At 58.4% G+C, this 26,482-nt stretch carries 29 protein-coding genes and 6 tRNA genes; 15 read left to right on the top strand and 20 right to left on the bottom strand.

Annotation, left to right across the window (positions count from 1 at the left end; translation table 11 throughout):
• Positions 1–174: 174 nt before the first annotated feature.
• A complete protein-coding gene (locus tag NOM06_RS08425) occupies positions 175–1,860 on the bottom strand; it encodes an aspartate:alanine antiporter (protein ID WP_005336899.1) in 1,686 nt (561 codons plus the stop codon).
• A gap of 137 nt (positions 1,861–1,997) precedes the next feature.
• Between NOM06_RS08425 and NOM06_RS08420 the strand changes: the two genes are divergently transcribed.
• The gene (locus NOM06_RS08420; protein WP_255911047.1) at positions 1,998–2,495 is read left to right on the top strand and encodes a hypothetical protein; all 498 of its coding nucleotides are present in this window, start codon (positions 1,998–2,000) and stop codon (positions 2,493–2,495) included.
• Positions 2,496–2,633: 138 nt separating this feature from the next.
• Here NOM06_RS08420 and NOM06_RS08415 read toward each other — a convergent pair.
• Positions 2,634–2,709: transfer RNA gene (locus tag NOM06_RS08415), tRNA-Asn, on the bottom strand.
• Positions 2,710–2,841: 132 nt separating this feature from the next.
• Here NOM06_RS08415 and uvrB point away from each other — a divergent pair.
• The 3 genes from uvrB to NOM06_RS08400 all read left to right on the top strand — a co-directional run bounded on the left by uvrB (position 2,842) and on the right by NOM06_RS08400 (position 5,935).
• Positions 2,842–4,854: an excinuclease ABC subunit UvrB gene (uvrB, locus tag NOM06_RS08410; RefSeq protein WP_255911045.1), complete on the top strand. Its 2,013-nt coding sequence runs from the start codon at positions 2,842–2,844 to the stop codon at positions 4,852–4,854.
• Positions 4,851–5,108 (top strand): YkvA family protein, encoded by a 258-nt coding sequence (locus NOM06_RS08405; protein ID WP_139410420.1) that lies wholly within the window; start codon positions 4,851–4,853, stop codon positions 5,106–5,108. The genes uvrB and NOM06_RS08405 overlap by 4 nt, the downstream gene beginning before the upstream one ends.
• A gap of 179 nt (positions 5,109–5,287) precedes the next feature.
• On the top strand, positions 5,288–5,935 hold the full coding sequence (locus tag NOM06_RS08400) for a DedA family protein (RefSeq protein ID WP_040069761.1): 648 nt from the start codon (positions 5,288–5,290) through the stop codon (positions 5,933–5,935).
• A 79-nt stretch (positions 5,936–6,014) separates the two neighbouring features.
• Here NOM06_RS08400 and dsbB read toward each other — a convergent pair whose 3' ends face one another.
• Both dsbB and nhaB read right to left on the bottom strand, forming a co-directional pair.
• On the bottom strand, positions 6,015–6,536 hold the full coding sequence (dsbB, locus tag NOM06_RS08395; protein WP_005336895.1) for a disulfide bond formation protein DsbB: 522 nt from the start codon (positions 6,534–6,536) through the stop codon (positions 6,015–6,017).
• A gap of 98 nt (positions 6,537–6,634) precedes the next feature.
• The gene (nhaB, locus tag NOM06_RS08390; protein ID WP_255911043.1) at positions 6,635–8,215 is read right to left on the bottom strand and encodes a Na(+)/H(+) antiporter NhaB; all 1,581 of its coding nucleotides are present in this window, start codon (positions 8,213–8,215) and stop codon (positions 6,635–6,637) included.
• A gap of 333 nt (positions 8,216–8,548) precedes the next feature.
• Here nhaB and fadR point away from each other — a divergent pair, with 333 nt between their 5' ends.
• From fadR to NOM06_RS08360, 6 genes are all read left to right on the top strand, one after another.
• On the top strand, positions 8,549–9,262 hold the full coding sequence (gene fadR / locus NOM06_RS08385) for a fatty acid metabolism transcriptional regulator FadR (RefSeq protein ID WP_026034983.1): 714 nt from the start codon (positions 8,549–8,551) through the stop codon (positions 9,260–9,262).
• A gap of 265 nt (positions 9,263–9,527) precedes the next feature.
• Entirely contained in the window at positions 9,528–9,668 is a 141-nt protein-coding gene (locus tag NOM06_RS08380; RefSeq protein ID WP_005345965.1) for a TIGR02808 family protein, read from the top strand.
• 187 nt (positions 9,669–9,855) lie between these two features.
• Complete coding sequence (locus NOM06_RS08375; RefSeq protein ID WP_005336887.1) at positions 9,856–10,413, top strand: YaeQ family protein; 558 nt, start codon at positions 9,856–9,858, stop codon at positions 10,411–10,413.
• A gap of 12 nt (positions 10,414–10,425) precedes the next feature.
• Positions 10,426–11,310: an AEC family transporter gene (locus tag NOM06_RS08370; RefSeq protein WP_255911041.1), complete on the top strand. Its 885-nt coding sequence runs from the start codon at positions 10,426–10,428 to the stop codon at positions 11,308–11,310.
• Between the two features lie 175 nt (positions 11,311–11,485).
• Entirely contained in the window at positions 11,486–11,950 is a 465-nt protein-coding gene (locus tag NOM06_RS08365; RefSeq protein WP_042080858.1) for a hypothetical protein, read from the top strand.
• Positions 11,951–12,233: 283 nt separating this feature from the next.
• Positions 12,234–14,069: a sigma 54-interacting transcriptional regulator gene (locus NOM06_RS08360; RefSeq protein WP_255911039.1), complete on the top strand. Its 1,836-nt coding sequence runs from the start codon at positions 12,234–12,236 to the stop codon at positions 14,067–14,069.
• A gap of 170 nt (positions 14,070–14,239) precedes the next feature.
• Here NOM06_RS08360 and NOM06_RS08355 read toward each other — a convergent pair.
• The 7 genes from NOM06_RS08355 to NOM06_RS08325 all read right to left on the bottom strand — a co-directional run bounded on the left by NOM06_RS08355 (position 14,240) and on the right by NOM06_RS08325 (position 16,681).
• Positions 14,240–14,316: transfer RNA gene (locus NOM06_RS08355), tRNA-Val, on the bottom strand.
• 38 nt (positions 14,317–14,354) lie between these two features.
• Positions 14,355–14,431, bottom strand: a tRNA-Val gene (locus NOM06_RS08350).
• A gap of 34 nt (positions 14,432–14,465) precedes the next feature.
• Positions 14,466–14,542, bottom strand: a tRNA-Val gene (locus NOM06_RS08345).
• Positions 14,543–14,560: 18 nt separating this feature from the next.
• A tRNA-Val gene (locus NOM06_RS08340) sits at positions 14,561–14,637 on the bottom strand.
• Positions 14,638–14,649: 12 nt separating this feature from the next.
• A tRNA-Val gene (locus NOM06_RS08335) sits at positions 14,650–14,726 on the bottom strand.
• Positions 14,727–14,944: 218 nt separating this feature from the next.
• Entirely contained in the window at positions 14,945–16,324 is a 1,380-nt protein-coding gene (locus NOM06_RS08330) for an MATE family efflux transporter (protein ID WP_255911037.1), read from the bottom strand.
• Positions 16,325–16,474: 150 nt separating this feature from the next.
• Positions 16,475–16,681, bottom strand: a complete 207-nt coding sequence (locus NOM06_RS08325) for a YaeP family protein (RefSeq protein ID WP_005345813.1) — start codon at positions 16,679–16,681, stop codon at positions 16,475–16,477.
• A 132-nt stretch (positions 16,682–16,813) separates the two neighbouring features.
• Here NOM06_RS08325 and NOM06_RS08320 point away from each other — a divergent pair, with 132 nt between their 5' ends.
• Positions 16,814–17,431, top strand: a complete 618-nt coding sequence (locus NOM06_RS08320) for a riboflavin synthase subunit alpha (protein WP_255911035.1) — start codon at positions 16,814–16,816, stop codon at positions 17,429–17,431.
• A 174-nt stretch (positions 17,432–17,605) separates the two neighbouring features.
• Here NOM06_RS08320 and NOM06_RS08315 read toward each other — a convergent pair whose 3' ends face one another.
• The 4 genes from NOM06_RS08315 to NOM06_RS08300 all read right to left on the bottom strand — a co-directional run bounded on the left by NOM06_RS08315 (position 17,606) and on the right by NOM06_RS08300 (position 21,021).
• Complete coding sequence (locus NOM06_RS08315) at positions 17,606–17,809, bottom strand: CPXCG motif-containing cysteine-rich protein (RefSeq protein ID WP_005336871.1); 204 nt, start codon at positions 17,807–17,809, stop codon at positions 17,606–17,608.
• A 271-nt stretch (positions 17,810–18,080) separates the two neighbouring features.
• The gene (hxpB, locus tag NOM06_RS08310) at positions 18,081–18,740 is read right to left on the bottom strand and encodes a hexitol phosphatase HxpB (protein ID WP_255911032.1); all 660 of its coding nucleotides are present in this window, start codon (positions 18,738–18,740) and stop codon (positions 18,081–18,083) included.
• Positions 18,741–18,866: 126 nt separating this feature from the next.
• Complete coding sequence (purT, locus tag NOM06_RS08305; RefSeq protein WP_255911030.1) at positions 18,867–20,045, bottom strand: formate-dependent phosphoribosylglycinamide formyltransferase; 1,179 nt, start codon at positions 20,043–20,045, stop codon at positions 18,867–18,869.
• Between the two features lie 85 nt (positions 20,046–20,130).
• Positions 20,131–21,021 (bottom strand): DMT family transporter, encoded by an 891-nt coding sequence (locus NOM06_RS08300; protein ID WP_101530832.1) that lies wholly within the window; start codon positions 21,019–21,021, stop codon positions 20,131–20,133.
• A gap of 226 nt (positions 21,022–21,247) precedes the next feature.
• Here NOM06_RS08300 and NOM06_RS08295 point away from each other — a divergent pair, with 226 nt between their 5' ends.
• Entirely contained in the window at positions 21,248–21,835 is a 588-nt protein-coding gene (locus tag NOM06_RS08295) for an FMN-dependent NADH-azoreductase (RefSeq protein WP_005352326.1), read from the top strand.
• Between the two features lie 182 nt (positions 21,836–22,017).
• Here NOM06_RS08295 and NOM06_RS08290 read toward each other — a convergent pair whose 3' ends face one another.
• The 4 genes from NOM06_RS08290 to NOM06_RS08275 form a co-directional block, all read right to left on the bottom strand.
• A complete protein-coding gene (locus tag NOM06_RS08290; RefSeq protein ID WP_043820293.1) occupies positions 22,018–22,197 on the bottom strand; it encodes a hypothetical protein in 180 nt (59 codons plus the stop codon).
• 163 nt (positions 22,198–22,360) lie between these two features.
• Positions 22,361–22,549 (bottom strand): DUF4250 domain-containing protein, encoded by a 189-nt coding sequence (locus tag NOM06_RS08285; RefSeq protein WP_019445848.1) that lies wholly within the window; start codon positions 22,547–22,549, stop codon positions 22,361–22,363.
• A gap of 2 nt (positions 22,550–22,551) precedes the next feature.
• Positions 22,552–23,016: a MarR family winged helix-turn-helix transcriptional regulator gene (locus tag NOM06_RS08280; RefSeq protein WP_005336856.1), complete on the bottom strand. Its 465-nt coding sequence runs from the start codon at positions 23,014–23,016 to the stop codon at positions 22,552–22,554.
• 170 nt (positions 23,017–23,186) lie between these two features.
• On the bottom strand, positions 23,187–24,401 hold the full coding sequence (locus NOM06_RS08275; protein WP_255911028.1) for a UPF0149 family protein: 1,215 nt from the start codon (positions 24,399–24,401) through the stop codon (positions 23,187–23,189).
• Positions 24,402–24,632: 231 nt separating this feature from the next.
• Here NOM06_RS08275 and NOM06_RS08270 point away from each other — a divergent pair, with 231 nt between their 5' ends.
• Complete coding sequence (locus tag NOM06_RS08270; RefSeq protein ID WP_255911026.1) at positions 24,633–25,511, top strand: S1 RNA-binding domain-containing protein; 879 nt, start codon at positions 24,633–24,635, stop codon at positions 25,509–25,511.
• 1 nt (position 25,512) lies between these two features.
• Positions 25,513–25,824 (top strand): DUF1289 domain-containing protein, encoded by a 312-nt coding sequence (locus NOM06_RS08265; RefSeq protein WP_108614012.1) that lies wholly within the window; start codon positions 25,513–25,515, stop codon positions 25,822–25,824.
• Positions 25,825–25,879: 55 nt separating this feature from the next.
• Here NOM06_RS08265 and NOM06_RS08260 read toward each other — a convergent pair whose 3' ends face one another.
• Positions 25,880–26,203: an HI1450 family dsDNA-mimic protein gene (locus NOM06_RS08260; RefSeq protein ID WP_005336851.1), complete on the bottom strand. Its 324-nt coding sequence runs from the start codon at positions 26,201–26,203 to the stop codon at positions 25,880–25,882.
• A gap of 147 nt (positions 26,204–26,350) precedes the next feature.
• On the opposite strand from NOM06_RS08260, the gene NOM06_RS08255 reads away from it, so the two are divergent.
• Positions 26,351–26,479 (top strand): hypothetical protein, encoded by a 129-nt coding sequence (locus NOM06_RS08255; protein WP_019445852.1) that lies wholly within the window; start codon positions 26,351–26,353, stop codon positions 26,477–26,479.
• Positions 26,480–26,482 lie beyond the last annotated feature (3 nt).

The raw sequence follows: 26,482 nt of genomic DNA, 5'->3' as shown, positions 1-26,482 counted from the left end.
ATCGGCCATTGTGGAATAGGAAGAGTGGGTTAGTGGCAGATTTCAGCGCAGATGGTGGGAGGGGGAAGGTGACGCCACACCAATGAGCCGGACCTACATCTCTCTAGCGGGGCAGATAGCAAGAAGGGAGCCTGAGGCTCCCTTCTTTGTCAGCGGTAATGTGATGGCTGCTGGCTAGAACCAGAAGCCGATGATAAAGGAGCCCGCCAGGGTCAGCATCACGTTGGCCACCGCATAGGTACCGGCATAGCCGAGCGCCGGAATGGAGCTGTTGGCTGCCTCGTTGACCACATCCATCGCCGGGGCACAGGTACGGGCACCTGTGATGGCACCGAGCAGCAGCGCCGGGTTCATCTTGAGCACCCAGACCCCGAACAGATAGCCGACCAGCACCGGCAAGGTGGTCACCAGCATGCCGGAGAAGAGCACTACCGTACCCACCTCGCTGAGGTGGTCGAGGATGCCGCCACCGGCTTTCAGACCCGTACTCACCATAAAGACCGCCAGACCGAGATCCTTGGCCAATCTGAGCGCGCCGGGCGGCACATAGCCGACCGTCGGGTGGTTGGCCCTCAGGTACCCCATCAGAATGCCCGCCAACAGCAGGCCGACGGCGTTGCCGAGACCGAATTCGATCTGACCGAACACCAGCGAAACGGAGCCGATCAGCAGGCCAAGCACAAAGAAGGTGGTGAATGCCACCAGATCTGTGGTCTGGCTGTGGATGCTGATAAAGCCGATCTTGTTGGCCAGCAGTTTGACCCGCTGCTTCTCGCCGCTGATCTGCAGCACGTCGCCCTTTTGCAGCATGATGTTGCGATCGAACGGCATCTCGATCTGGGAGCGTACTACCCGGTTGAGGAAGCACCCTTTCTCGGTGAGGTTGAGCTCCACCAGATGGCGGCCTACCACGGAGTCATTCTTTACCACTATCTCTTCGGTGACGATCTGCAGGTCGAGCAGGTTGCGATCAAACACCTCTTTACCGTTGCGATAGTTGACGTCCAGCTTTTCGTGGCTCTCGGGATAGCCCACCAGGGCGATCTCATCCCCTTCCTGAATGACGGCATCGCCATCGGGACTGGCCAGAATGCCGTTGCGGCGGATCCGCTCTACATAGCAGCCGGTATGGGGATAGATGCCGGTCTCCCGCAGGGTACGACCACCGATCCAGGCTGCCAGTTCGGGACCCACCCGATAGGCGCGGATGATGGGCAGATAGGTCTTGCGACTCTCGCTGTCGGAGAGACCCCGCTCACGGGCGATTTTTTGCGCTTCGGTATTGAGGTCGAGGCGTGCCAGCGATGGGAGATAGCGCACCACCAGCATCAGGCCCACCAGACCCACCAGATAGGTCAGGGCGTAGCCGATGCCCATGTTGTCTAGCACCGCCTGCATATCGGTTTGATGAGGCAGGTTGAGCAGACCGCTGCGCAAGGCATCCTGGGCACCCACCAGCGCCGGGGTCGAGGTGAGGGAACCCGCCAGGATCCCCGCCGCCATGCCCGGCCCCAGATTGAAGAACTTGGCCAGCCCCACCGTCAGCAGCAGGGCGGTCAGCAAGATCACCAGGGTCAGGGTGATGTAGTGGATGCCGTCGCGCAGGAAGACGCTGAAGAAGTGAGGGCCCGCCTCGATCCCCACACAGAAGATGAACAGCATAAAGCCGACGTTTTCAGTGGTGGCTGCAAATTCGAAGCCCATCTGGCCGAACAGCAGGGCGGTAAACAGCACACCTATGGTGTTGCCAATCTGAAAGTTGCCAATTCGCACCTTGCCAAGCAGCAGGCCGAAGGCCAATACCACGAACAGCAGCAGGGAGTCGCTTTGATGTAGCAGTGTCACGAAATCTATGGTCATGCCCGGAAAAACCGAGGAAAAAAGTGGGGTCGATATTGTGCCGGATCTATCCCCAATAAAGAAGCGCAAGGGAGCGATTAATCGGACGTTATCGGACGCTATTTGTGGAGCCGGCGGCGTGATAGGGAGACAAGCGGATGAAATCTGGCAATTTTTGCTGTAACCGCTGTTGTCAATTAGTGAAATCTGCTGTCCGCGACCGAAGCGCTCTGGCGCAGGCCGATATTTTAGATTCTGCTGTTCGACCGCTTGGCGGGGATCAGTTTCAGCAGATTCAACCGACAGCCGTCATGGTGGATAGAGGTACAAGTCAGCTTGATATTTGCCCGTTCGCCCACGGGAAAAGGGTTGGCAAAAAGATGCCTCTGAAAAGTGCCAATAGAGCCTGTCACCCCGCTATTCCTGAGGGGGCAAAAAAACAGCATAAAATCAGGTTGGCCAGCAAAATGACTCTTTGCCGGGGGCCATCAAGGGCAATCCCGCGTCCTGACAGGGTTTGCTTTACTTACCCACAGAATCTGTGGATAACCCTGTTCATGAAACTTGTTCATTGCCCTGAAAGCCGCGTCAGCACTGGGATGCAAGGGCTGTTCAAAAAATACCGGAATAAAAATGTTTGTATAAAAATCAAATAGTTAGGTGCGGCAGGAGAAAACTCTGTCGAGCCGGGACGGGTAACAAAAGGGAGCGTCAGCAGCAAGAAGGATCTTGTGCATTAAAATTGGCAGGCGAGGGCACTAAAGTGGATAACTTGCACCGAGATGGTGAGGAATTGGCTCCCCCGACTGGACTTGAACCAGTGACATACGGATTAACAGTCCGCCGTTCTACCGACTGAACTACGGGGGAACATGGGCAAGGAGGAGCATCATACAGAAGGTGTCCGGTGTGGTCAAGCCATTCGCGGGATGATGGCACGGGTGTACCGTTGCCAAACCCTCGGTTACACTGCTCCTCTGCTGTTTTGTGTCGGGAGTGTTCATGAGCAAATTGTTCAAGTTAGCCAGCCAGTTTCAACCCGCCGGGGATCAGCCCACGGCGATTGCCCAACTGCTGGATGGCATCGAGTCAGGGCTGGCCCATCAGACCCTGCTCGGGGTGACCGGTTCGGGCAAGACCTTCACCATGGCCAACGTCATCGCCACCCTGAACCGCCCGACCATGATCCTGGCTCCCAACAAGACCCTGGCCGCCCAGCTCTATGGTGAGATGAAGGAGTTCTTCCCCGACAATGCGGTGGAGTATTTCGTCTCCTACTACGACTATTACCAGCCCGAAGCCTATGTGCCGACCACCGACACCTTTATAGAGAAGGATGCCTCCATCAACGATCACATCGAGCAGATGCGATTGTCGGCCACCAAGGCGTTGCTGGAGCGGCGCGACGTGGTGATCGTTGCTTCGGTGTCGGCCATCTATGGTCTGGGGGATCCCCAAGCTTATCTGAGCATGATGTTGCACTTGAAAGTGGGGGATGTGATCAACCAGCGGGATATCCTGCGTCGCCTCGCCGAGCTGCAGTACACCCGCAACGACATGGCGTTCCAGCGCGGCACCTTCCGGGTGCGCGGTGAAGTCATCGATATTTACCCTGCCGAATCTGACAAGCTGGCCCTGCGGGTAGAGCTATTTGATGAAGAGGTGGAGCGGCTCTCCCTGTTCGACCCGCTGACCGGCGCTATCGAGCAGACGGTAGTGCGCTATACCATCTACCCCAAGACCCACTACGCCACCCCGCGCGAGACCATTCTGGGGGCTATCGAGCATATCAAGGAGGAGCTGCGCAGCTGCCGCGAGCAGCTGTTGTCCCTCAACAAGTTGGTGGAGGAGCAGCGCATCAGCCAGCGCACCCAGTTCGACATGGAGATGATGCAGGAGCTGGGTTACTGCTCCGGCATAGAGAACTACAGCCGCTACCTCTCCGGCCGTGCGCCGGGGGAGCCGCCGCCCACCCTGTTTGACTACCTGCCGGGGGACGGTCTGCTCATCATCGACGAGTCTCACGTCACGGTGCCGCAGATCGGCGCCATGTTCAAAGGGGACCGCTCCCGCAAGGAGACCCTGGTGGAGTACGGTTTCCGGCTCCCCTCGGCGCTGGACAACCGGCCGCTCAAGTTCGACGAATTTGAAGCGCTGATGCCGCAGACGGTGTTTGTCTCGGCGACTCCCGGCCCCTACGAGCTGGAGAAGTCCGGCGGCGATGTGGTGCAGCAGGTGGTGCGCCCAACCGGCCTGCTCGATCCGGAGATCGAGGTGCGTCCGGTGACCACTCAGGTGGACGATCTGCTCTCCGAGATCCGCAAGCGGGTGGCGGTGGAGGAGCGGGTGCTGGTCACGACCCTGACCAAGCGTATGGCGGAAGACTTGACCGAGTATCTGGCTGAGCACGACGTCAAGGTGCGCTACCTCCACTCCGATATTGATACGGTCGAACGGGTGGAGATCATCCGCGATCTGCGCCTTGGCAAGTTCGATGTGCTGGTGGGTATCAACCTGCTGCGGGAAGGCCTCGACATGCCGGAGGTGTCGCTGGTGGCGATTCTCGATGCAGATAAAGAGGGCTTCCTGCGCTCGACCCGCTCGCTGATCCAGACCATCGGCCGGGCGGCGCGTAACCTCAACGGCAAGGTCATTCTCTACGGCGATACCATCACCAACTCGATGAAGGTAGCCATTGAGGAGACCGAGCGGCGCCGCGCCTTGCAGCATGCCCATAACCTCAAGCATGGGATCACCCCCAAAGGGCTCAACAAATCCATTGGCGATGTGATGGACATGGGGGGCAGCCGCACGACAGGCAAACCAGGCAAGGGGATGCGCAAGGCAGCCGAGCAGCAAGGGGAATACCATGTCCGCTCAGCCAGCGAGATTGCCAAAGAGATCAAGCGGATGGAGGAGCAGATGTTCCAGCATGCCCGGGATCTGGAGTTCGAACAGGCGGCGGCACTGCGGGATCAGATCCAGCGGCTGCGCAGCGAGTTGATCGAATCATGAGCCGTAAACGCTGGCTGATTTGGCAACGACTTCGTCGTCTCTATCAGGGCTTTCGCCATCCCGGTACCCCCTGGTGGGCGAGGGGACTGGTGATCCTTATCCTGCTCTATGGCATCAGTCCGGTGGATCTTATCCCTGACGTGGTGCCCTTGCTGGGTTGGTTCGATGATGTGACCCTGCTGCTGGTGTTGCTATGGGGCTGGGAGCGTTGCCTGCCCCCCGCAGTGCGCAGCGATCTGGAACAGGCCCCCTAGTTCACCTTTTCAAGACCATGCTCGGCATCTCTCTTTGTGCCCTCACCCTCGAAGGAAGCGGAAAAACGGTTTCATTTGAAGGTGGGCACTGCAGGATGAAAAAGAGGCTGGCCCGGTGATTGTCGCCCGGATGGCATTGGCGTAGACTCCACGCCGTTCACTTTATGGGTATGGAAAAAATGGATCTGATCCTCTTTGCAATCGACTTTATCCTGCACGTTGATGTGCATTTGAAAGAGCTGTTCGAGAACTATGGCGTCTGGGTTTACGCCATCCTGTTTCTCATCATATTCTGTGAAACCGGGTTGGTAGTGACGCCGTTCCTGCCGGGTGACTCCCTGCTGTTTGCCGCCGGTGCGCTTACCGTGGGCAGCGTGCTGGACGTCCATACCCTGGCGGCCGTGCTGATCATCGCTGCCGTGCTGGGCAACGTGGTCAACTACACCATTGGCCATTTCTTCGGCGAGCAGTTGTTCCGCAACCCGGATTCCAAAATCTTCCGCCGCGACTATCTGGAGAAGACCCATGCTTTCTACGCCAAGCATGGCGGCAAGACCATCATCATCACCCGCTTCCTGCCCATCGTGCGTACCTTTGCGCCGTTCGTGGCAGGGATGGGGGCCATGACCTATCCGCGCTTCCTGGCGTTCAACCTGGTTGGCGGCCTGCTGTGGGTACTCTCCTTCGTTTATGCCGGTCACTTCTTTGGCAATCTGCCGGTGGTGCGTCACAACTTTACCCTGCTGATCTTCGGCATCATCGGTATCTCCCTGTTGCCCATGGTAATTGGCGCGGTCAAGGCCAAGATGAGCACAGCCAGGGCGTAACCAGAAATACGGTCAACCAGAACGAGAAAGGGGGAGCCATCATGGCTCCCCCCTTTTTATCTCCACGTGGGCATGACACTCAGTTGCAGCAGCGCCCTTTCACCAGATTGCCGATGGCCACCACGGTGAAGACCAACAGGTAAGCGGCGAAGATGACAACCAGCCACTGGGGCATGGAGTAACCGAAGAACTGCCAAGTGATCTGGGCACAATCCCCTTCCGGCATAAAGAGCCAGGGGAGCCACTGATCGAGCGGAGCCCAGCTCGGGAAGTCGGCAAACGGGCTGCAGACGTTGAACGGGGAGGGGTTAACCTGATAGTCCACATGCTTGAGGGCCAGCTGGAAGCCGCGGAAGGCACTGTAGCCCCACAGCAACATGGCACTCCAGCGAACATACCACTTATCCGGCGCCACCATGCCGAGAAGACCAGCGGCCAGCACACCCAGGGTCGCCAACCGTTCGTAAACGCACATCACGCACGGGGAGAGGCCCAGCACATGCTGGAAGAAGAGGGCGCACAACTCGAGGAACAGGGCTGATGCTGCCAACAGACCCCAGGCCAGCCGATGGGCGGCGATACGGCGGAGAAACTCGATCATCTCATTGATCTCTCAGAAAAAACAGTGGCTGAATTAGAGCAGAGCGGAACCGAAAAGAAAAGGGCCCTGAAAGGGCCCTCGGGTTCCGTTGCAGCGGATTAATGCAGCGCCGGCTGTACCGCTGGCAGCGCACTCTCCATCACCAGCCATCCATGCTGATAGAACCACTCGGTGGCAGGACCAAGCAGCAATTCGACAGAGAAAAAGCCGATCAGCCCCAGTACCAATGTGTAGGGCAGCGCCATCCAGACCATGCGGCCATAGGAGAGACGCAGCAGCGGCGCCAATGCCGAAGTGAGCATAAACAGGAAGGCGGCCTGACCATTGGGGGTGGCGACCGACGGCAGGTTGGTACCTGTGTTGATGGCTACCGCCAGCAGATCGAACTGGGCGCGGTCGATGGCACCATTGAGCATGGCCGTCTTCACCTCATTGATGTAGACGGTGCCGACAAAGACGTTGTCACTGACCATGGAGAGCACCCCGTTGGCCAAATAGAAGAGGGCCAGCTGGTTCTCCGGTTTGGCTGCCAGTACCAGCTGGATCACCGGCTTGAACAGCTGCTGATCGATGATGACGGCGACCACGCTGAAGAAGACCGCCAGCAGGGCGGTGAAGGGGAGTGCCTCCTGGAAGGCTTTACCCAGCGAGTGCTCCTCGGTGATCCCGGTCAGGGAGGTGGCCAGCACGATGACCGAGAGGCCAATCAGACCAACGGCTGCCAGGTGCATGGCCAGACCGACGATCAGCCAGACCGCAATAAATGCCTGAACGATCAGCTTGGCCTTGTCTTGCGGGCTGCGTTTTGCCTCTTCGTAGCGGTTGTACTCCTCCATGATGGCGCGCACCGTGTCTGGCAGGCGGGCGCCATAGCCAAACCAGCGGAACTGTTCTACCAGCACGCAGGTCAGCAGACCGCAGATAAAGACGGGGACGGTGACGGGGGACATGCGAATGGCAAATTCGGCGAAGTTCCAGCTCGCTTGCTCGCCGATGATGAGGTTTTGCGGTTCGCCCACCAGGGTGCAGACACCACCCAGCGCGGTACCGATGGCGGCATGCATCATCAGACTGCGCAGGAAGGCGCGAAAATCGTCGAGATCCTGGCGATTGAGCTCGGCGACTTCCTTATCATCGGTATGGTCATGGCTGTGACCAAACTCCTTGCCGGACGAGACCTTGTGATAGATAGCGTAAAAGCCGGTGGCGACGCTGATCACCACGGCAATCACGGTCAGGGCATCGAGAAAAGCTGACAGGAAGGCGGACACCAGACAGAAGGAGAGGGAGAGCAGGATCTTGGAGCGTACGCCGATCAGCAGCTTAGTGAAGACATAGAGCAGCAGCTGCTTCATGAAATAGATGCCTGCCACCATGAACACCAGCAACAACAGCACTTCGATATTGGCGACCAGCTCGTGTTTGACCTGATCGGCGGAGGTCATGCCGATCAACACGGCTTCGATCGCGAGCAGGCCACCCGGTTGCAGGGGGTAGCACTTGAGGGCCATGGCCAGGGTGAAGATAAACTCAACGACCAGTAACCAGCCCGCAATGAAAGGATCAAGGTGGAAGGCAATCGGATTGATCACCAGAAATAGCAAGATGGCGCTTTTATACCACTGTGGTGCATTGCCCAAGAAGTTCTTGGCGAATGCCTGCCCTAGGCTTATTGGCATGATAATGGGTCTCAACTTTGTTGTTAGGATCTGCTTCTATGCAGTCAAGGATGATTCGACCTGTGCCTCCGGATGTTGGCCTTTATCTGTCTGATTCCTCGTGATTTTAATCAAAAAGCGTGACGATTATAAATGATAGCCGATGGATCTCTGCCCATGTGTCTGTTTTATAACCACCTTGTCGGGGTTGGCTGGCTCCCTCGCGGCGATTAGATACATATTCCCAACACTATATTTGCCATATGTGAGCAGAGGACTGACCTTATGCTTGCCAGCCATCATCGCTTTGATATCATTCGTCAGCCTTTTTACGCATTACAACAGAGTCAATTCATGGTTATAAAAGCGCAGAGCCCAGCTGGGTTTGCCGAGGAATACATCATCGAGTCCATCTGGAACAATCGCTTTCCTCCCGGATCTATTCTGCCCGCCGAGCGTGAATTATCCGAGTTGATCGGGGTGACGCGGACGACCTTGCGCGAAGTGCTGCAGCGACTGGCCCGTGATGGCTGGTTGACCATACAGCATGGCAAGCCGACCAAGGTGAACAATTTCTGGGAAACCTCCGGCCTCAATATTCTGGAGACGTTGGCTCGTCTGGATCAGGACAAGGTACCTGATCTGATAGCTCAGCTGCTCTCAGCCCGTACCCATATCTGCACCATCTTTATCCGCGGGGCGATCCGTCACAATCCGGAACAGGCCGCCGAGATCCTGCGTGGTGCCGATGGGGTCGAGAACAACGCACAGGCTTATGCCGAGTTCGATTATCGCCTGCACCACCAGCTGGCGTTTGCTTCCGGCAATCCGATTTACGCCCTGATCCTGAACGGTTTCAAAGGGTTGTACAGCCGGGTCGGCAGCTACTACTTCTCCGACAAGCAGGCCCGCGAGACCGCAGATGCCTACTACAAGACCCTGCTCAATCTGGCGGAGACCAAGAACCACGAAGCCGTGTTCATGACGGTGCGTCAGTACGGTATCGAGTCCGGCAAGCTGTGGACCCGCCTGCGTCAGGACATGCCAAGCGATCTGTGCGATAATTGATCACTTGCCTGTGCTGTCCAAGAAACGCGCCATCCGGCGCGTTTTTTTATTCTGCCGTGTTTGTGTCTATCCTTGATTGGCGGTGGTAATTGCTTGAACTGCATGGATATTTGGCCAAAAAGCTTGATCCAGCGCAAATGAACCCTGCATTTATCACTTTGGTGGCATAGGACCCAACCGCTGATTGAGGTCAAATGGAGGCATCAAGAGCGGAGCCAATATCCGCCAGAAGGAACACACCTTTCACCGGATGAAGGACACAACAATGAGTCTTCTTGAACACACCATCTGGACAGTACTGGGATACGGGGCCATGCCCTTTATCTTTCTGAGCGGATTCGTGGCGGTGGCAGTGACCTGTTGCATGCTGCTGAACGCGTTCGGGGTACAGTCCGCCGAGAAGTGAGTCGCTTCTCATGCCGCCAAATGCCAGTCTTCGGACTGGCATTTGTTTTTTGTGTCTTTTAAAGCACTTATCCCGGCTGGGAAGGGGAAATCTTTGGTCAGGATGGTCGAACCTGCCGCCGATTTTGATTACACTGGCGCCCGTATTTCCCACTCACCCTTCTCTTATCAGGTGTTCAAGGTTTTCTATGGCTCTCAAGGCAACCGTATTCAAGGCCCAGATCAGTTTGTCTGATATGGATCGCAATCTGTATCAGGACTTCTCCCTCACGCTGGCGCGCCACCCCTCCGAAACCGATGAGCGGATGATGATCCGGCTGGCGGCCTTTGCCTGGCACGCCGCCGAGCGACTGGAGTTCACCAAGGGATTGAGCGCCGATGATGAACCCGAGCTCTGGTGCAAGAACTACTCGGACGAAATAGAGCTCTGGATCGAGCTGGGCCAACCCGATGAAAAACGGCTCAAAAAAGCCTGCAACCGCGCCCGTCAGGTGGTGCTCTACCTCTACGGCGGTCGTGGCACCAGCGTCTGGTGGAAGCAGAACCAGGGCAAGCTGAGCCAGCATGACAACCTCAGCATCATCGAACTCTCCGACAGCCAGACTCTGCCGCTCACCGCCATGGTCGAGCGCACCATGCAGCTCACCTGCACTATTTCCGATGGTCAGCTCTGGGTCAGTAACGGCGCACTGGAAGTGACGCTGGATCCGGTGGTGCTGATGGGCAAGCCGGCCCGCGAACTGTAACGGACGCCGCCCATGTTCAGCGCCCTGCTCAATATCGTCATTCCGGTGTTCGGTGTGGTCGGGCTCGGCGCCCTCTACGGGCGATTGCGACCGGGGGCTGCACTCGGTTACGTCAATCGGGCCAATATCGAGCTGTTTACCCCGGCGCTGGTCTTCTCCGCGCTGGTCAAGTATCCGCTGGCGCTGGCGGAGCATATGCCGCTGATTGCGGCGGGGGCGCTGGTTATTCTGTTACCCGGTCTGCTGCTCGCGCTGCTCAAACTCAAAGGAATTGAGCGGGCAGCGCTGATCTTGCCCGCCATGTTCCGAAATACCGGCAATCTCGGTATCCCCTTGATGGTGCTGGCGTTTGGCGAGCAGCAACTGGGGGCCATCGTGATCCTCTTTGTACTCTCCAATCTGCTGCACTTTTCGGTCGGCATGTTTATCCTCTCGGCCAATACCTCCCGCTGGCTGTGGCTGCGCAGCCCGGTACTGTGGGCCGCGCTGGCCGGTTTGCTGGTGGCCAACCTGAACATTGCGCTGCCGGAATATGTGGTGACCACGGCCTCGCTACTCGGCCAGATCTCGGTGCCCCTGATGCTCTTTGCGCTGGGCATTCGCCTGATGGAGGGAGAGCTTGATCACCTTGGCCTCGCGCTCAAGTGCAACCTGCTCTATCTGTTGGCGGGGGGATTGTCGCTGCTGCTGGCGATCTGGCTGTTGCCGCTCAAGACGGAGTGGATCCAGCTGTTGATGTTGTCGGTTTCCTTGCCCCCTGCGGTGTTGAATTACATGCTCTGCGAGCAGTATCACTGTCAGCCGGACAAGGTGGCCAGTATCGTGCTCGGCGGCAATGCCCTCTCTGTGCTAGTGATCCCGCTGGCGGTCTGGCTGGCACTTCATCTGCCCGGCTAAGCCAGATTGCATCGCTGCGGCTCTTCTCGTGGAAACGGTTCGTACCAAATCATTGCCTCCGTGATACATCTGTCGTCCCCGTATCCGGCCCTGAGCCCCAGGGCTAACGGCGACAGCTATAGTATGAAAAAGAGCTGACTGACACTGTTTAACCAATGCCAGTGAGGGAAACCGGATGAGCACAAGTGAGCAATCTGAGCCTGTGGGGCAGGCAAAATCGCGCTATGACCCGGCATTGCCTACCGGTTATGACTGGCGCAGACACCGCCGTTTTATCCTCAGTGGTGGTGGTTACAAGGCGGAATGTCGCCGTCGCAACTGGTTTCTGGAGTTGCTCAACCCGGTGCCCTATGTGGTAGTGCGCGACATAGCCATCGGCGGCATCGGTATTCTGGGGGCCATACGGTTGAAAGAGGGGGATGAGCTGGTGATTGCCATTCCCTCTGGCGAGAAACTGCGCGGTCTGGTCGTGAGATCCCAGCCAGACCCACTCTTTCCCAAACTCTATCGCACCGGTATTCGTCTGCATCGTTATCCAACGGCTGAGCTGTTTGCCCGCTGGCAAAGTTACATTCAGCCGCAAGATAAAGCGGATTTCGACCATGAGTGCCAAGTCTTGAAACAGGTACGCGGCGCGTGAGCCAGATGCCATTTCAGTGGCTGTTTTCCCCACCTTCAGCATGATTTGTCGATGGATTCCGCAGATCAGCAGGCTTGGCTGTCCCGAGTGGTTTATCTTGCTGCATGTGTTTTCATCTTCATGTTTTTATTGAATTTTATCTGTGCCTCTGAAGTCACGGAGGATACGGATCATTTTCCCTTTTCGTGATCCCCCCCGAAGTAGTTCCCCCTGATATCCCTTAGTATCTGGCCAGCATGACTCCCTTTAGGGGGGGGATAACAAGAACAAAAAGGAATGATGGATGAGATCCGTGAGCAACCAGTGTCTGTTGATGCAGATCCAGCCGACCATCTTGCGCTTTGCCAAGATGCTGGCGAGTGTGCTGCAGCTTGAGGTCGAGATTGTGGATGCCGATATGGTTCGGGTGGCTGGCACCGGGCCCTATGGCAAATTCTTTGGACGTCAGCTGGAGGGCGACTCCCGCCTGCTGCGCTATGTGATTGATAACCAAAGGGAGAAGATCGTTACCCACACCAGCGATGATCCCGTGTGTGACGGTTGTACCTGCAAGGAGAGCTGCCGTGAGCGCGCCTTCCTCGGGGTGCCCATCATGGTGGACGAGCGCTGTATCGGGGTGATCAGTCTGGTGGCCTTCAGCGACGAGCAGCAGGCGCGCCTCAACAACAATTTGCAGGATGTGTGTGACTATGTGCGCCATATCTCTACCATCTTTGTAGCCAAGTTGCTCGATTCACGCGGGCTGTCGGACGGGGTCAACAAGGTGTTCCTCAATCTGATGACCAACATGGATCAGGGTTGCCTGCTGCTCGATGACAAGAGTCAACTGCTCTACGCCAACGAGGCGGCGCTCCATCATCTGGGTTGCCAGCAGGAACAGCTGCAGGGGCGCGAAGTGGGGATCCGCCCGCTCACCTTCTCCCAACAGGGGCTGAGTGGTCATCTTCAGCACATCATCACCTTTGAAGGTCGTCAGGAGCTGATCATCGGCCAGCTACACCATGTGCAGGGCCAGCAGCTCTTTCTGATGGCCTTTCACCAGTCCCACTCCGGTCAGGTTCAGGAGCCGGATCCGGATGTGCGGATCGATCAGCTGATCGGCGAGAGCAAGCCGATGCGCACCCTCAAGCGGCTGCTGCACCGCATCGCCCAGAGTCCCTCCAGCGTGCTGATTTGTGGCGAGAGCGGCACCGGTAAAGAGGTGGTGGCCCGCGCTGTCCATCGCCTGAGTCCGCGTCAGGACAAGCCTTTTATTGCCATCAACTGTGCCGCCATTCCCGAACAACTGCTGGAGAGCGAGCTGTTTGGCTATGTGAAGGGCTCCTTTACCGGTGCCTCCAGCGGTGGCAAACAGGGCCTGATCCAAGCGGCCCATCAGGGCACCCTGTTCCTTGACGAGATTGGCGACATGCCGCTCACCATGCAGGCCAAGCTGCTGCGGGTGCTGGAGCTTCGGGAGGTGACCCCCATCGGGGCCAGCCGACCGGTGCCGGTGGATATTCGCATCATCGCCGCCACTCACCAGCATCTCGATCAATACATCGCCGAAGGGAAGTTTCGTGAAGATCTCTACTACCGCATCAACGTTATCCCCCTCAACCTGCCGCCGCTGCGGGAGCGGGAAGGGGACGTGGAGCTGCTGACCCACTACTTCCTCAACCTGCACACCAGCCGCATTGGCATTGTCTATCCTGGTTTGGCTCCCGAGGTGATGGCGCTGCTCAAGGGGTATCGTTGGCCGGGCAACGTGCGCGAGCTCAGCAATCTCATCGAATATCTGGTCAACGTCAGCCAGGCGGGCGAGGTGATTGACTCCAGCCTGCTGCCCCCCAACATCATCCGCAATCAGGAGCCCCATCGCGTGGCGGCCCAGTCGATCCCGGTGACCAATCTGGATGCGTCGTTCAATGTGCCTGCCACAGCTCCGCTCGCCGCCACGCCGGAGAAGCTGCCTGAACCCGTTCCGGGTGAGAGCGGCCTTGAGAGCATGGAAAAACAGATGATAGAAGAGACCCTGCAGCGGCTCGGCAACAAAAAACTGGCCGCACAGGCGCTGGGGATTGGGATTGCCACCCTCTATCGCAAGATAAAGAAGTACGAGATTGCCGTGCAGAGCTGAGGCGCTGGCGGCATCTATCCGGCCCGTGTCGTTTATCGGATGGCACGGGTTTTTTTATGGGAACAAGGCTTTGCGCCATTGCCGAATTGTGCTGAACGGAGTGGCGGGGCTGGGGAGTGGCTGCATGGCAGAATGCAAAAAGCCCGCTCGATGAGCGGGCTTTTTTAATCTGGTGCGTCCTAGTGGATTCGAACCACCGACCCCCACCATGTCAAGGTGATGCTCTAACCAGCTGAGCTAAGGACGCAGGGTGCGCAATGCGACTTTTATTTCTTTATGCAGAAGTGGTGGGTTTAATTGGATTCGAACCAACGACCCCTACCATGTCAAGGTAGTGCTCTAACCAACTGAGCTATAAACCCACATATGGAATAACTGCAAAGTATTGAAACTGAATGGTGCGTCCTAGTGGATTCGAACCACCGACCCCCACCATGTCAAGGTGATGCTCTAACCAGCTGAGCTAAGGACGCATAATCAGTGTTCTGTAATGGTGCGTCCTAGTGGATTCGAACCACCGACCCCCACCATGTCAAGGTGGTGCTCTAACCAGCTGAGCTAAGGACGCATCACAGAAAAGTGGTGGGTTTAATTGGATTCGAACCAACGACCCCTACCATGTCAAGGTAGTGCTCTAACCAACTGAGCTATAAACCCACTAGATGAAATGAATTCGAACCAACGACACAATCTTCACCATGCCAAGGTGATGCTCTGACCAACCGAGCAACAAACCCGTTTCACTACGCCAGCACTGCTGGCGTGGTCGGCATACTACCCATGCCCCCCAAGGCTGTCAACAGGCCGAATGCACAAAGGAGACTGTTTGCCCAGTTCTTGCGCAGCCTGTTGATTTTGCAGGCGAGTTGCCACTTTTACTGGGCCCGCGACAGGGTGGTGCACGCCTCCGGCGTCGCGAAGCGGCCATAGATATGGCGCAGGCGAGCCCCCAGCATCAGCGCGGCACTGGTGAGACCGACGATAAAGCCAATCCAGAAGCCCTGTGGCCCCATCCGCGGTACTATCCAGTCGGTGAGACCCAGGATCATGCCGGTCGGCAGCCCCAGGCCCCAGTAAGCAACGATGGTGACGTAGAAGATCGCCTGGGTATCCTTGTAACCGCGCAGCGCAGCCGCCGCGACCACCTGCACCGAGTCGGAGAGTTGATAGATGGCAGCGAAGAACAGCAAGGTGGACGCAAGGGCGATCACCTGCAGATCATCGGTATAGATGGAGGAGATCTGCTCCCGTAGCAGCACAGTAAATGCAGCGGTAAGTGCCGCGACACTGACCCCCAGCAGCAGGCCTGTGCGGGCTGCCACCCGGGCGTGATGGGGCTGACCTTCGCCGATGCTGTGACCGACCCGGATGGTGACACCCACCCCGATGGAGAGGGGCAGCATAAAGACCAGGCTGGAGAAGTTCAGCGCAATCTGGTGGCTCGCCACCGTCTCGGCACCGAAGGGGGCCAGCATCAGGGCCACTACGGCAAACAGGGTCACCTCGCAGAAGATGGCCATGGCGATGGGGAAGCCCAAGCGAAACAGCCGCCAGATCCGGCTGCCGTTGGGGCGAGCCAGTTGGGAGAAGAGACGGATCTCGGTGAAGTGACGGGAGAGCTTCACGTAGAGGATCATCGCCAGCAGCATGGCCCACAGCACGATGGCTGTAGCGACGCCACAGCCGACCCCGCCGAGCTTGGGCATGCCGAAGTGACCGTGGATGAAGATGTAGTTGGCGGGAATATTGACCGCCAACCCGACAAAACCGATCACCATGGTAGGCATGGTGTGGGAGAGCCCCTCGCTGAAGTTGCGCAGCACCTGGAACATCACGAAGGCGGGCAGACCCCACAGGATGGCGTGCAGGTAGCCTGTGGTCTTGGCCGCCATCACAGGTTCCACATCCATGAGCTGCAGCGCCAGCGGGCTGTAGTAGAGCGCAACCATCGCCAGCGGGGTGACGATGAGCGCCAGCCAGAAGCCCTGATGGACGGCCGGGCGGACTTGGTCCCGCTTACGGGCGCCGTTTAGCTGAGAGACGATAGGGGTGAGCGCCATGATGATCCCCTGCACCAGCAGGATCACCGGTAGCCAGAAGCTGGACGCCACCGACACGGCGGCCAGATCGACCGCACTCACCTGACCCGCCATCACGGTATCGACGAAGTTCATGGCGACCTGGGCCACTTGGGCGACCAGAATGGGGCTGGCTAGACGGACTAACTGCTTCGCCTCGGACCAATAACGTTGCACTGACACCTCCGAGTGGATCAGATAAGAGTAAATAAAGAGCGGAAATCGGGAAGAGCCTTTGCACTTTCGGACGAAAGTGCAAAGGGTGGGGGAGGCATTCTAGCCTGAAATTCAGCCATGACGAAATAGTTGCCACCCCGAGGGGCAGGATCAGGCGTCTTCGTGATCGCTGATCAGCAGGTTGGCGGCAGCATAGGCAGCCTGCTCGCGCAGCTCGGCGGGCACCCGTTCATCGGCGGCGACCGCGTTGAGGGCGCGGATAGTAGCGGCGATGGCGTTTGGCACATAGCCCTGCTCGCCGGAGCCAATCTGGTTATAGGCGATGCGGATCGCTTCACAACATTGATATACCTGCATTTCTTTTTCCTTGTTTACCCGGATGTGAACGGCGTCACTATAGCGATCGGGCGCAAGCTTGTCAGCCTGTACCCTTGTCTCACCCTCTGCCCGAGGTTAACCTGCCCTTTTTGCCGTAGCAGGAGACGAGAGATGTTCACTGGCATAGTGCAGGGGACCGCCGAACTGGTGGCCATCGAGGAGCAACCCAACTTCCGTACCCATGTGATCCGCATGCCAAGCCCGGCGTGGGGGGAAGGGCTGGCCCTCGGCGCCTCGGTCGCTCACAACGGCTGCTGCTTGACCGTCACCCGGGTCGAGGGGGAGCTGGTCAGCTTCGATTTGATGCAGGAGACCCTGCGTCTCACCAACCTAGGCCTGTTAAAGGTGGGGGACAAGGTCAATGTGGAGCGGGCTGCCCGCTTTGGCGACGAGATCGGCGGTCATGCCATGTCTGGCCATATCATCGGCATGGCGGAGGTTACCTCGGTGATCGACACACCCAACAACCGTCAGGTGTGGTATCGCCTCGCCCCTGAGCTGATGAAATATGTACTGACCAAGGGGTATATCGGCATCGACGGCATTAGCCTGACCATCGGCGAGGTGCGCGAGCGGGAGTTCTGCGTCCACCTGATCCCCGAGACCCTGGCTCGCACCAACCTGGGTTGGGTCAAGGCGGGCTGGCCGACCAATATCGAGATCGATCCCCAGACCCAGGCCATCGTCGATACGGTGGAGCGGGTGCTGGCGGCACGCGGGGGTCACTGAAAGGAAACGGCTCGGTTTCAATCGCCTCATAAGCAAGGGCCTGCAGTGTGCAGGCCCTTGTTATTTATATGGTGAAAATATCCACTCAACTTTTTATGACTCGCAGTCACAACATCTGCTCAGCTCTTTGCGACTTGCAGGCAAAACAGCTGCTCGGCCTTTTGAGACTCACAATCAAAACAGTTGCTCGTCATCCGCATCCACAAACAACTGCAAACAGTCGCGTGCTTCGTCGCGGTGAAGCCGCAGATGGATCGGATTGCAACAGGCCATGCAATCTTCGTAAAACTCCTGATCACCCTGGCTGGCATCCAGCTCGACCCGGGTATGGTGGCCACAGTGAGGGCAGACGATGCGTTTGCTGGTGTACTCGATCATGATAACCTCCTCGGGCCCTGAGGCCGCCTATCTACCCTGATTCTAGTCGGGCAGCAGAGGGTTAACCGCGAGCAAACGCACGTTTATGACAGAGATCAAGCCTGAGGGATGGCAAGGTGAAACCGGTTGGACTGGTCGTGTGCGAGAAGGGCAATCTGGTTGCGAATGACGGGTGAACAGAGGGGGATTGCCAACGGTTGTTTGGCAATCACAGGGGGCTGGAGCCCCCTGCGGATATGAGAACTCGAGCGCAGCAAGGCGCCGATAGGCGCTACTTGACCCAGCTGGCCAACATGTCGGCATTCAGCTCGGCCAGTGAGCCGAGCTGGTAGTTGGCGATGGCAAGGCGTGGGTCGCCGACTAAAGCCGGATCCGGCACGATCAGCGCTGTCATGGAGGCCGCCTTGGCCGCCAGCAGGCCGGTAAAGCTGTCTTCGATGGCCAGACAGTGTACCGGTTCCACCCCCAGCTTTTCGGCGGCGTGGATGTAGACATCCGGGTGCGGTTTGCCGAAACGCTCTACTTCAGCGGAGTGAACCGCCATAAAGCGATCGCGAATGCCAAGTTTGCCGAGCACCGCTTCTACCATCGCAAAGGGGGAAGAGGTGGCCAGACCCACTTTCAGGCCGCGGGCTTCGATAAGGTCGAGCGCCTCCAGCACACCGGCTTTGGCCTGACCTTCGGAGAGGATCAGGGCGTTGACCCGATCCAGAATGCGCTGTACTACCTCTTCCTGAGTTGGGCCGCTCCACGGGCGCAGGCGATACCAGTGGGCGACCAGCTGATCGATGCGCACGCCGATGGTCGATTCACAATCCTCGACGGTGTGGGGGTGACCCAGTTCGGAGAAAAGGGCGATCTGGGCCCGTTGCCAAAAGGGTTCCGAGTCGATCAGAACACCATCCATATCGAAGATCACGGCAGCTAACATCTTGTACTCCTGACAAATTTGAAGAGGGGATTATAAGCCTGACGGGGAAATGCAAAAGGGGCATTGCCATGCCCCTTGCGCCCGATCACATCGGCAAACGTTTGTTTTGCTGTGGCAAAAAAGCCCTTAGAACAGTACTTCGACCTTGGCGGCCACGGCTTTGGCTTTTTCCACCGCATCCTGGCAATCCGCTGCGCGGGCCAGCGCCACGCCAAGACGGCGACGACCGGCGATCTCCGGCTTGCCAAACAGCCGCAGCTGGGCGCCCGGCACCAGCGCCAATGCCTCACCAATTCCCTGATAGCGGATGTCCTGGCTGTGCCCTTCGCGCAGTACCACGGCAGAAGCGCTCGGCCCATACTGGGTGATGGTGCCGACCGGCAGCCCCAGAATGGCGCGCACGTGCAGGGCGAACTCGGAGAGATCCTGCGAGATCAGGGTCACCATGCCGGTATCGTGAGGACGCGGCGAGACTTCGCTGAACCACACCTCATCCCCCTTGATGAAGAGTTCGACCCCGAACAGGCCGTAACCGCCGAGGGCCTCGACCACCTTGGCCGCTACCTCTTTGGAGCGGGCCAGCGCCAGCTCGCTCATCACCTGTGGCTGCCAGGATTCGCGGTAGTCGCCATCTTCCTGCCGGTGGCCGATAGGGTCGCAGAAGTGAATGCCATCGACGGCGCGTACCGTGAGCAGGGTGATTTCGTACTCGAAGGGAACGAAGCCCTCGACGATCACCTTGCCACGGCCGGCGCGGCCACCCTCCTGGGCGTAGGTCCAGCTGTCATCCAGCTTGGCGAGATCGCGCAGTACGCTCTGTCCCTTGCCGGACGAGCTCATCACAGGTTTCACCACGCAGGGCAGGCCGATAGCCTCGACGGCGGCGACAAACTCCTCTTTGCTTTGGGCAAAGCGGTAGGGTGAGGTGGGCAGACCCAGGGTCTCGGCGGCGAGGCGGCGGATCCCTTCCCGGTTCATGGTGAGCTGGGTAGCGCGGGCGTTGGGCACTACCTTGACCCCTTCTTGCTCAAGGGCAGCCAGGGTATCGGTGGCGATCGCTTCAATCTCGGGGATGATGAGGTCGGGTTTTACCTCGGCGACCAGCTCGCGCAGGGCGTTGCCATCGAGCATATCTAGTACATGGGCTTTGTGGGCCACCTGCATGGCGGGGGCATTGGGGTAGCGGTCGGCGGCGATCACTTCGATGCCGAAGCGTTGCAACTCGATAGCGACCTCCTTGCCAAGTTCGCCGGAGCCCAGCAGCAGGGCACGGGTGGCGCCGGGGCGGGTTGCGGTTCCAAACATACGATCTCTCCTGATGTCGATGGTCATTGTTGATGATCGCTATTACACAAATAGCGGACAAAAAAAGAGGCACGCATGGCGTACCTCAGGAAACGGGTTTGTGAGCGCGCTGCTCCAGATGGGTCAGCAAGGTAATGGCGCCAATGATGATGGCGGCGCCAAGCCACAGACGTCCGGGGGGCGCCCAGCCAAATACCAGCCAGCCCGCCAGCACGTTCATCGGCAGCTTGGCAAAATCGAAAGGCTGCACGAAGGAGGCCTCTGCCACGCTGTAAGCGCGAGCGATGGACATCTGTGCCAGTGCCGTCAGCACGCCGGAGGCGGCTACCAGCAGCCATTGGCTCTCGCTCGGCCACTGCCACTCCGGCAGTGCCAGCATGACGTTGAACGGGGTACTGAAAATAAGCAGGTAGACCACAATGGTGTGGGATGATTCGTTGGCTGCCTGATAGCGCACCATCAGGGAGTAACCTGCCCAGAACAGCGCCGCCGCCACCGGCAGCAGGGAGGCCCAGTTGAATTCGTCAGTCCAGGGGGCGAGGATCAGCATGGCGCCGGCAAAGCCCGCCAGGGTGGCCAGAATGCGGGCGCGGCTCACCTGCTCCTTGAGCAGCAGGGCGGAGCCCAGGGTGGCAAACAGCGGTGAGGTCATCAGCAGGGCGATCCCCTGCCAGATGGGGACGGGGTACGCCAGTGCCCAGAGCCAGAGCTGGATGCCGATCACCGCCAGCAATACCCGCAACAGGTGCAACCGGAACTGATTGGTCATCAGGGATTGGCGCAAGCCATGGCGAACCAGCCAGGGCAACAGGCAGATCAGGGCGATCAGGTATTGATGAAAGGCGACCTGAGTAGAGGCAAGGCCGAGTTTGAAGCTAACATACTGGCTCAGGCTGTTGACGGCGGCGAAGCAGAGTCCTGCCACCATCATCCAGACTGCACCGGCCAGAGGAGAGTGCCTGCGCGAGGGTATCATGGGATCCGGGTCGCTGGAAAAAAGTGCGGCGGATCATAACGGCAATCGTTTGTTCTGCCAAGGGTTGAAGCGCGGCCGCGGGGCTGGCTGGCGAGGAAGTGGCCTTGCATCAAAAAATTTGAACAAGTTGAGCATCTATTTTCGCTATCAGCAAATAAGCACAATGTTTAGAGTGACCTCCATCGACAGCAACGCTGTTCAACCGACAACCAAATGGAGTTTCACCATGGCCAATATCCTCGTACTCAAATCCAGCATCCTGGGTCAATATTCCCAATCCAACGCCCTGATCGACGGCTTCCTGGCTGACCATCAGGATGATGCCGTCACCGTGCGTGATCTGGCAGCACTCAACCTGCCGGTGCTGGATGGCGAGCTGGCCTCCGGCCTGCGCGGTGGTGACAACCTCAATGAACGCCAACTGGCGGTGATCGCCCAGTCTGACGAGCTGATCGCCGAGCTCAAGGCGAGCGACTTGGTGGTAATTGCCGCCCCCATGTACAACTTCAACATCCCGACCCAGCTGAAAAACTGGATCGATCTGGTTGCTCGCGCTGGCGTCACCTTCCGCTACACCGAGACCGGTCCGGTCGGTATGGTTGAAAATACCCGCGCGCTGGTGATCAGCCCCCGCGGCGGCATGCACGTCGGCAGCGCCACCGATCTGGTCACTCCCTACATGCGTACCGTGCTCGGTTTCATCGGTATCAAAGAGGTGGATTTCATCTACGCCGAGGGGATGGGTATGGGCCCGGATGCCCAGAGCAAGGGGATGGAAGCGGCCAAAGCGCAGCTTGAGGCTCTGGCTATCTAAGGGCTCTCTCTATAAGGGCTATCTATCCCGTCAGGGGTTATCTCTTCAGGGGTTGCCCCGCCAGATACAAGAACGCAGCCATCAGGCTGCGTTTGTTTTTGGGCTAGATATGAATGCGACAGACGTTGCTGCTACAGAGAATATCGCGGCAAGCGGTTGGTATAGATGTTCCTGCGGAGTCACTACTCCATCATAAAACGGCGACAACCGCGCACCAGCATCAATGCCACCGCGACCAGCAGGCCAAGCAAGAGGGTGGTCAGCCACTGTTCGGTACTTTGCGGCATGTGGGGCGTGAAGAGGCTGATCATCAACAGGGTACAGAGCGTGATCAACAGGCTCTGTCGGGTCATCAATATCATGGGGTCATCCTTGGTTTGCTCACCTGAAACGATTTTAATGCCCTCTTGTGACAGGGTGATGTATCCGTGCATCACCCTGTTGGGGCTCTTCAGACCATATCAGGTTTTTACCGCAGAGCCAGCGCCATCACTGGCGCTGTGATCCCGATCCCGCTAGCTCTCTTTATCTGAACTGTTTCTGCGCTGGCTGGTAGTGAAAATCGCCGCTGGCAAGCCGCGCTTCCAGTGCAGCCTGATCGATCTCCTGCGCCTTGCAGAGATCATCCAGATCGTCATAGCGATCACGCAGTTGCATATTGACGACGCTCAGCAGCATATTGATGTCCATGGTGGCGAACTTTTTCAAATCCATGATTATTTCTCCCGATCCAGTGATTGCAGCTGCTCGATGGCGGCGCTGACGCTGTGCAGGTGCTGGCGGATCGCCTCGCGGGATTCGCTAGGCAGATAGTCGGTCAGGGTATGTTGCCAACTGCCCGCTTCACTCTTGAGCTGCAGGAAGAGGGCGAGCCCGGCATTGGTGAGGGAGACCAGGCTGATGCGTTTATCCTGCTCGCTGCTCTCGGTAAAGATGATCCCTTTTTCGACCAGACGGCGGATCTCGCGGGAGATGCGCACCTTGTCCATGCCGCTCGCCTCGACCAGCTCTTTCTGGCTGATGGGGTAGTTGGGGCCGAGCACCATCATCAGGCGCCATTGCGGCACGGTCAGCTGGTAACGCTGTTCATAAAACTGTTCGAAGGTATCCCGTAGCATCTCGGCGGCATGTACCAACTGATAGGGCGGGTAGTGAGCGAGTAACGCTATGATTTTTGACATATTACACCCTGCTGTGACGGCTGCATCAGATGCAGTTTCTTTTGATACTTTGACATTGATGATACGAAACTCAAGCTGATTTGTCTGACCCGGTTGCGATGAAATGTGCGGTGGCGCACGCCCTCAAGGAAAAACCGGGTCTGACCGACGGGATTTTAAGCCAACGCTGTTCAGCCTTTACGCAACCAGATGAGGGCGTTCTGCTTGAGCCAGGCCTCGCGAGTGTGGATAGCGTAGAGCGCGGCCTCGTCGCGGCTGCCCGCTTGCCAGCTTTGTGGCTCCTGTTTGGGCAGCTTGCGCTGACCCAGCAGGCAGGCCGGAATGTGCGGGTTGGCCTCGATGGCGATCAGCAGATGGGGCTTGGCTGCCTCGGCTCCCTCGGTGGCAAAGAGCATCAGCGCCTTGTTGTAGAGCAACCAGCTGGAGGCTTCATCGAAGCGCACCAGCAGGGCGGCCAACGCCTGCCAATCCCCTTGCAGTGCATAGAGGGTGGAGAGGTTGTAGCGGCAACCCAGCTCATCGGCCACGCAGATTGTCAGCAGCGCCAGATACTCCGCTTTGGCCTCGCCCAGCTTGCCAAGGCGCAACAGGCAGTCGGCGCGGCCGGCTCTGGCGGCCAGCAGGGGGCGCAGTTCGGGGGCACTCCAGCCGTGGCCGGCGATTTGCTGCCAGAAGGCTTCATCAAAGAGCGGGGTGGCATCGGCGATGATCTTCTCGAACCAGCCGAGGCGGGCCTGATGATCGCGGCAGCTGTCGGCCAGCTCGAACCAGGTCTGCCACTGTTGGGCCTGCTCGCCATTGAGGGCCACATCGGCACTGGGGGTGGCCTGATACTGGTCGAGGTTGAGCAACTGGTTGAGGGCGGTTTTCATATTCTGGCGCTGGCGCTTGCAGAACTCGACAAAGGGGAGTTCGCTGGCGGCGGCGCTATAGAGCATCTGGGCCATCTGCTTGTCGCGAAACAGGCTCAGCTCGGCGGCCAGACTGAAGCGGTACTGGGTGGTCGGGTCGTTCAAATCCTTCGGCTTGGGCCAGGTGGCAAAACCCATGCTGAAGCCATAACACCATTGACCGAGGGGGTGGCTCTGTTCGAACACCTGCTCGGGGTTATCGCTGGGCAGGCGGCACTGGCTGGGCAGGGCCAGCTGGGCGTCGTCGGCCTGGGATTCCAGCTCGGCGATCAGGTGGTTGAGGGCTTCTGCGCTTTTTTCATCCAGCTCGGCATCCTGTTCCAGCAAACCAGCCAGTGGGCGTTGCCAGTCAGGGCTTTCCGGCCCCACCAGACGAGCACAGAGAAAACCGTGCAGGGCCGGGTAGGTCATGTCCTGATCGCTGTGGCTCTGGATCCATTGATTAAGATGGCGGGTACGAGTGGATGGGTTCATCGACAGTTCCTCTGGATTTGAACAGCCGCGAAGTCTACCTAAAAGTGGGGTTATTTGCAGCAAATGGCCGCCTGTTTGGCGATTTAATCACCATTGGCGGATAAGATAGGGGCGAAAGGGCGGCTCGTGGTGGCTTGGGGACTAGGCCGGATCACCGCTCTTGAGGTAACATGCGCGCCCATAGGGGCCATGTTCAGTTGGCCCATCCGGGTAATGAAAAAAGAGAGCACCATGATACAGATTGGCAAGATGAACACCCTCACCGTTGTTGAACTCGAAGACCGTGGCGCCTGGCTTGCGGCCGATGAGTACGGTGAACTGCTGCTGCCCAAGCGTCAACTGCCGGAAGGGGTGAAAGAGGGGGATAGCGTGCAGGTCTTCCTCTATCTGGATGCCGACTGCGAGCCGGTGATCACCACCGACAAGCCATTTGCCATGGTGGACGAATTTGCCGGTCTGAAAGTGGTCAATGCCAACAAGATTGGTGCCTTCCTCGACTGGGGCATGAAAAAGGATCTGTTTGTGCCCAGCCGCGAGCAGAACAAGCCGATGCAGGTGGGCCACGTTTATCTGGTGCGTCTGCAATTGGATAACGAAGGGCGCATGGTCGGCACCAGCCGCATCGAGCGTTTCCTGACCCCGGCCGGCAGCAACTTCAAGGTCGGTGACGAAGTGACCGCGCTGCCGGGGGAGCACTCGCCCCTTGGCATCAAGGTGATCGTCAACGGTCAGTATCCCGGCATGCTGTTCAAGAACGAAGTGTTTGGCCGAGTGATGACCGGTCGGCCGCAAACCGCCTGGGTCAAGCAGGTGCGCGAAGATGGCAAGCTCGATCTGACCCTGCAAAAGCCGGGTCTGGCGCGGGTCGATGATGCCGGTGAGCGCATTCTGAGCCGGATGAGAAAGCAGGGCGGCAGTCTGGCGGTGGGTGACAAGAGCGAACCCGAGCTCATCTACAAGCTGTTCAGCATGAGCAAGGGCACCTTCAAGAAGGCGATCGGCGGCCTCTACAAGCAGGGCAAGATTGTCATCGAAGATAACGCCATTACCTTGACCGACGCCGGTGCCGCGCAGGTACAAGCAGGCGAGCAGGCGCAGGATAGCGAATAAGATGCCGAGCCCCTGTGTTGGCCTCTGCAAGGCGAAAGATGGGCTTTGCCTTGGTTGTGGCCGCACCCTGAGCGAGATCGGCCACTGGTCGGCGATGGATAGCAAGGCCCAGCTGGCGGTGATGGCCGAGTTGGATGGCTCGAAAAGCACCCACCGCTGTCCGGGTTGTGGCGAACCGGCCTATTGCGCCGTCTCTGCCGGTCAGACCATTGCGCAGTGCTGGTGCAGCCAGTTGCCAGTACTGCCGATGCAGGAGGCCAGCGCTTGCTGGTGCCGCCGCTGTCTGGCCAAGGCCATCGCGGCGCAGGATTAGCAGAGAACTGAATTAAGTGAAAATAGAAACAAGAAAGGCGCCGATGGCGCCTTTTTTATGCCTGCTGCTGGCGATGCCAGCGCACATGCACTTGATCTTCGGTCAGCAGACGGGGCAGCAGGAAGGTGGCGAAGATCACCTCAAACTCATCCTGATGATCCAGCAAACCGACCCACACTTCGACCCAGCGCTCCATATCGACCGGCTCACCCAGCTCGGTCGACCAGTCGGCATTGGGCAGAGTCGCCTCCACGGCGCCACGCTGCTCAAACTCCAGGGTGATGTCGACTATTTGTTCGGGGGCCAGCATATCGGCGGCCTGCTCAAGAAACTGATCATAGGCCCATTCGACCAGCTGATCCGGGGTACGCTGTTCCATGAAATCACTCCAGATACATCGAGGTTCGCTACTGTAACAATTATTGGCTGTGGCGGCCAGACCAGTGCGCCGGGCGTGCCTGACCTGTCCAAGTTGCCGTTGGGGGAGTATGGTTAAGGCGCGGATCATCTGGCAGGGAGTAAGGGGATGAAGCAGCGGGGACGGCGGCAACAGATCAAGCGACGGCGCGAGGCCTGGTGGTGGCACTATCTGCCGCTTCACCGCGAGACGGTGGGCGGTCATCTGGGCCCACCGGAGAAACCCGATGAGCCCTGAGGA

This window comes from Aeromonas sp. JL9 (genome assembly GCF_024436075.1).
Taxonomy (GTDB): Bacteria; Pseudomonadota; Gammaproteobacteria; order Enterobacterales; family Aeromonadaceae; genus Aeromonas; species Aeromonas veronii.
This window is presented reverse-complemented; position numbering and strand designations above follow the sequence as displayed.

Bases quoted from the DNA above. Each gene is read 5' to 3' on its own strand.
- NOM06_RS08425 (WP_005336899.1), bottom strand. From the start codon at position 1,860: ATGACCATAGATTTCGTGACACTGCTACATCAAAGCGACTCCCTGCTG.
- NOM06_RS08420 (WP_255911047.1), top strand. From the start codon at position 1,998: ATGAAATCTGGCAATTTTTGCTGTAACCGCTGTTGTCAATTAGTGAAA.
- uvrB (WP_255911045.1), top strand. From the start codon at position 2,842: ATGAGCAAATTGTTCAAGTTAGCCAGCCAGTTTCAACCCGCCGGGGAT.
- NOM06_RS08405 (WP_139410420.1), top strand. From the start codon at position 4,851: ATGAGCCGTAAACGCTGGCTGATTTGGCAACGACTTCGTCGTCTCTAT.
- NOM06_RS08400 (WP_040069761.1), top strand. From the start codon at position 5,288: ATGGATCTGATCCTCTTTGCAATCGACTTTATCCTGCACGTTGATGTG.
- dsbB (WP_005336895.1), bottom strand. From the start codon at position 6,536: ATGATCGAGTTTCTCCGCCGTATCGCCGCCCATCGGCTGGCCTGGGGT.
- nhaB (WP_255911043.1), bottom strand. From the start codon at position 8,215: ATGCCAATAAGCCTAGGGCAGGCATTCGCCAAGAACTTCTTGGGCAAT.
- fadR (WP_026034983.1), top strand. From the start codon at position 8,549: ATGGTTATAAAAGCGCAGAGCCCAGCTGGGTTTGCCGAGGAATACATC.
- NOM06_RS08380 (WP_005345965.1), top strand. From the start codon at position 9,528: ATGAGTCTTCTTGAACACACCATCTGGACAGTACTGGGATACGGGGCC.
- NOM06_RS08375 (WP_005336887.1), top strand. From the start codon at position 9,856: ATGGCTCTCAAGGCAACCGTATTCAAGGCCCAGATCAGTTTGTCTGAT.
- NOM06_RS08370 (WP_255911041.1), top strand. From the start codon at position 10,426: ATGTTCAGCGCCCTGCTCAATATCGTCATTCCGGTGTTCGGTGTGGTC.
- NOM06_RS08365 (WP_042080858.1), top strand. From the start codon at position 11,486: ATGAGCACAAGTGAGCAATCTGAGCCTGTGGGGCAGGCAAAATCGCGC.
- NOM06_RS08360 (WP_255911039.1), top strand. From the start codon at position 12,234: ATGAGATCCGTGAGCAACCAGTGTCTGTTGATGCAGATCCAGCCGACC.
- NOM06_RS08325 (WP_005345813.1), bottom strand. From the start codon at position 16,681: ATGCAGGTATATCAATGTTGTGAAGCGATCCGCATCGCCTATAACCAG.
- NOM06_RS08320 (WP_255911035.1), top strand. From the start codon at position 16,814: ATGTTCACTGGCATAGTGCAGGGGACCGCCGAACTGGTGGCCATCGAG.
- NOM06_RS08315 (WP_005336871.1), bottom strand. From the start codon at position 17,809: ATGATCGAGTACACCAGCAAACGCATCGTCTGCCCTCACTGTGGCCAC.
- hxpB (WP_255911032.1), bottom strand. From the start codon at position 18,740: ATGTTAGCTGCCGTGATCTTCGATATGGATGGTGTTCTGATCGACTCG.
- purT (WP_255911030.1), bottom strand. From the start codon at position 20,045: ATGTTTGGAACCGCAACCCGCCCCGGCGCCACCCGTGCCCTGCTGCTG.
- NOM06_RS08300 (WP_101530832.1), bottom strand. From the start codon at position 21,021: ATGATACCCTCGCGCAGGCACTCTCCTCTGGCCGGTGCAGTCTGGATG.
- NOM06_RS08295 (WP_005352326.1), top strand. From the start codon at position 21,248: ATGGCCAATATCCTCGTACTCAAATCCAGCATCCTGGGTCAATATTCC.
- NOM06_RS08290 (WP_043820293.1), bottom strand. From the start codon at position 22,197: ATGATATTGATGACCCGACAGAGCCTGTTGATCACGCTCTGTACCCTG.
- NOM06_RS08285 (WP_019445848.1), bottom strand. From the start codon at position 22,549: ATGGATTTGAAAAAGTTCGCCACCATGGACATCAATATGCTGCTGAGC.
- NOM06_RS08280 (WP_005336856.1), bottom strand. From the start codon at position 23,016: ATGTCAAAAATCATAGCGTTACTCGCTCACTACCCGCCCTATCAGTTG.
- NOM06_RS08275 (WP_255911028.1), bottom strand. From the start codon at position 24,401: ATGAACCCATCCACTCGTACCCGCCATCTTAATCAATGGATCCAGAGC.
- NOM06_RS08270 (WP_255911026.1), top strand. From the start codon at position 24,633: ATGATACAGATTGGCAAGATGAACACCCTCACCGTTGTTGAACTCGAA.
- NOM06_RS08265 (WP_108614012.1), top strand. From the start codon at position 25,513: ATGCCGAGCCCCTGTGTTGGCCTCTGCAAGGCGAAAGATGGGCTTTGC.
- NOM06_RS08260 (WP_005336851.1), bottom strand. From the start codon at position 26,203: ATGGAACAGCGTACCCCGGATCAGCTGGTCGAATGGGCCTATGATCAG.
- NOM06_RS08255 (WP_019445852.1), top strand. From the start codon at position 26,351: ATGAAGCAGCGGGGACGGCGGCAACAGATCAAGCGACGGCGCGAGGCC.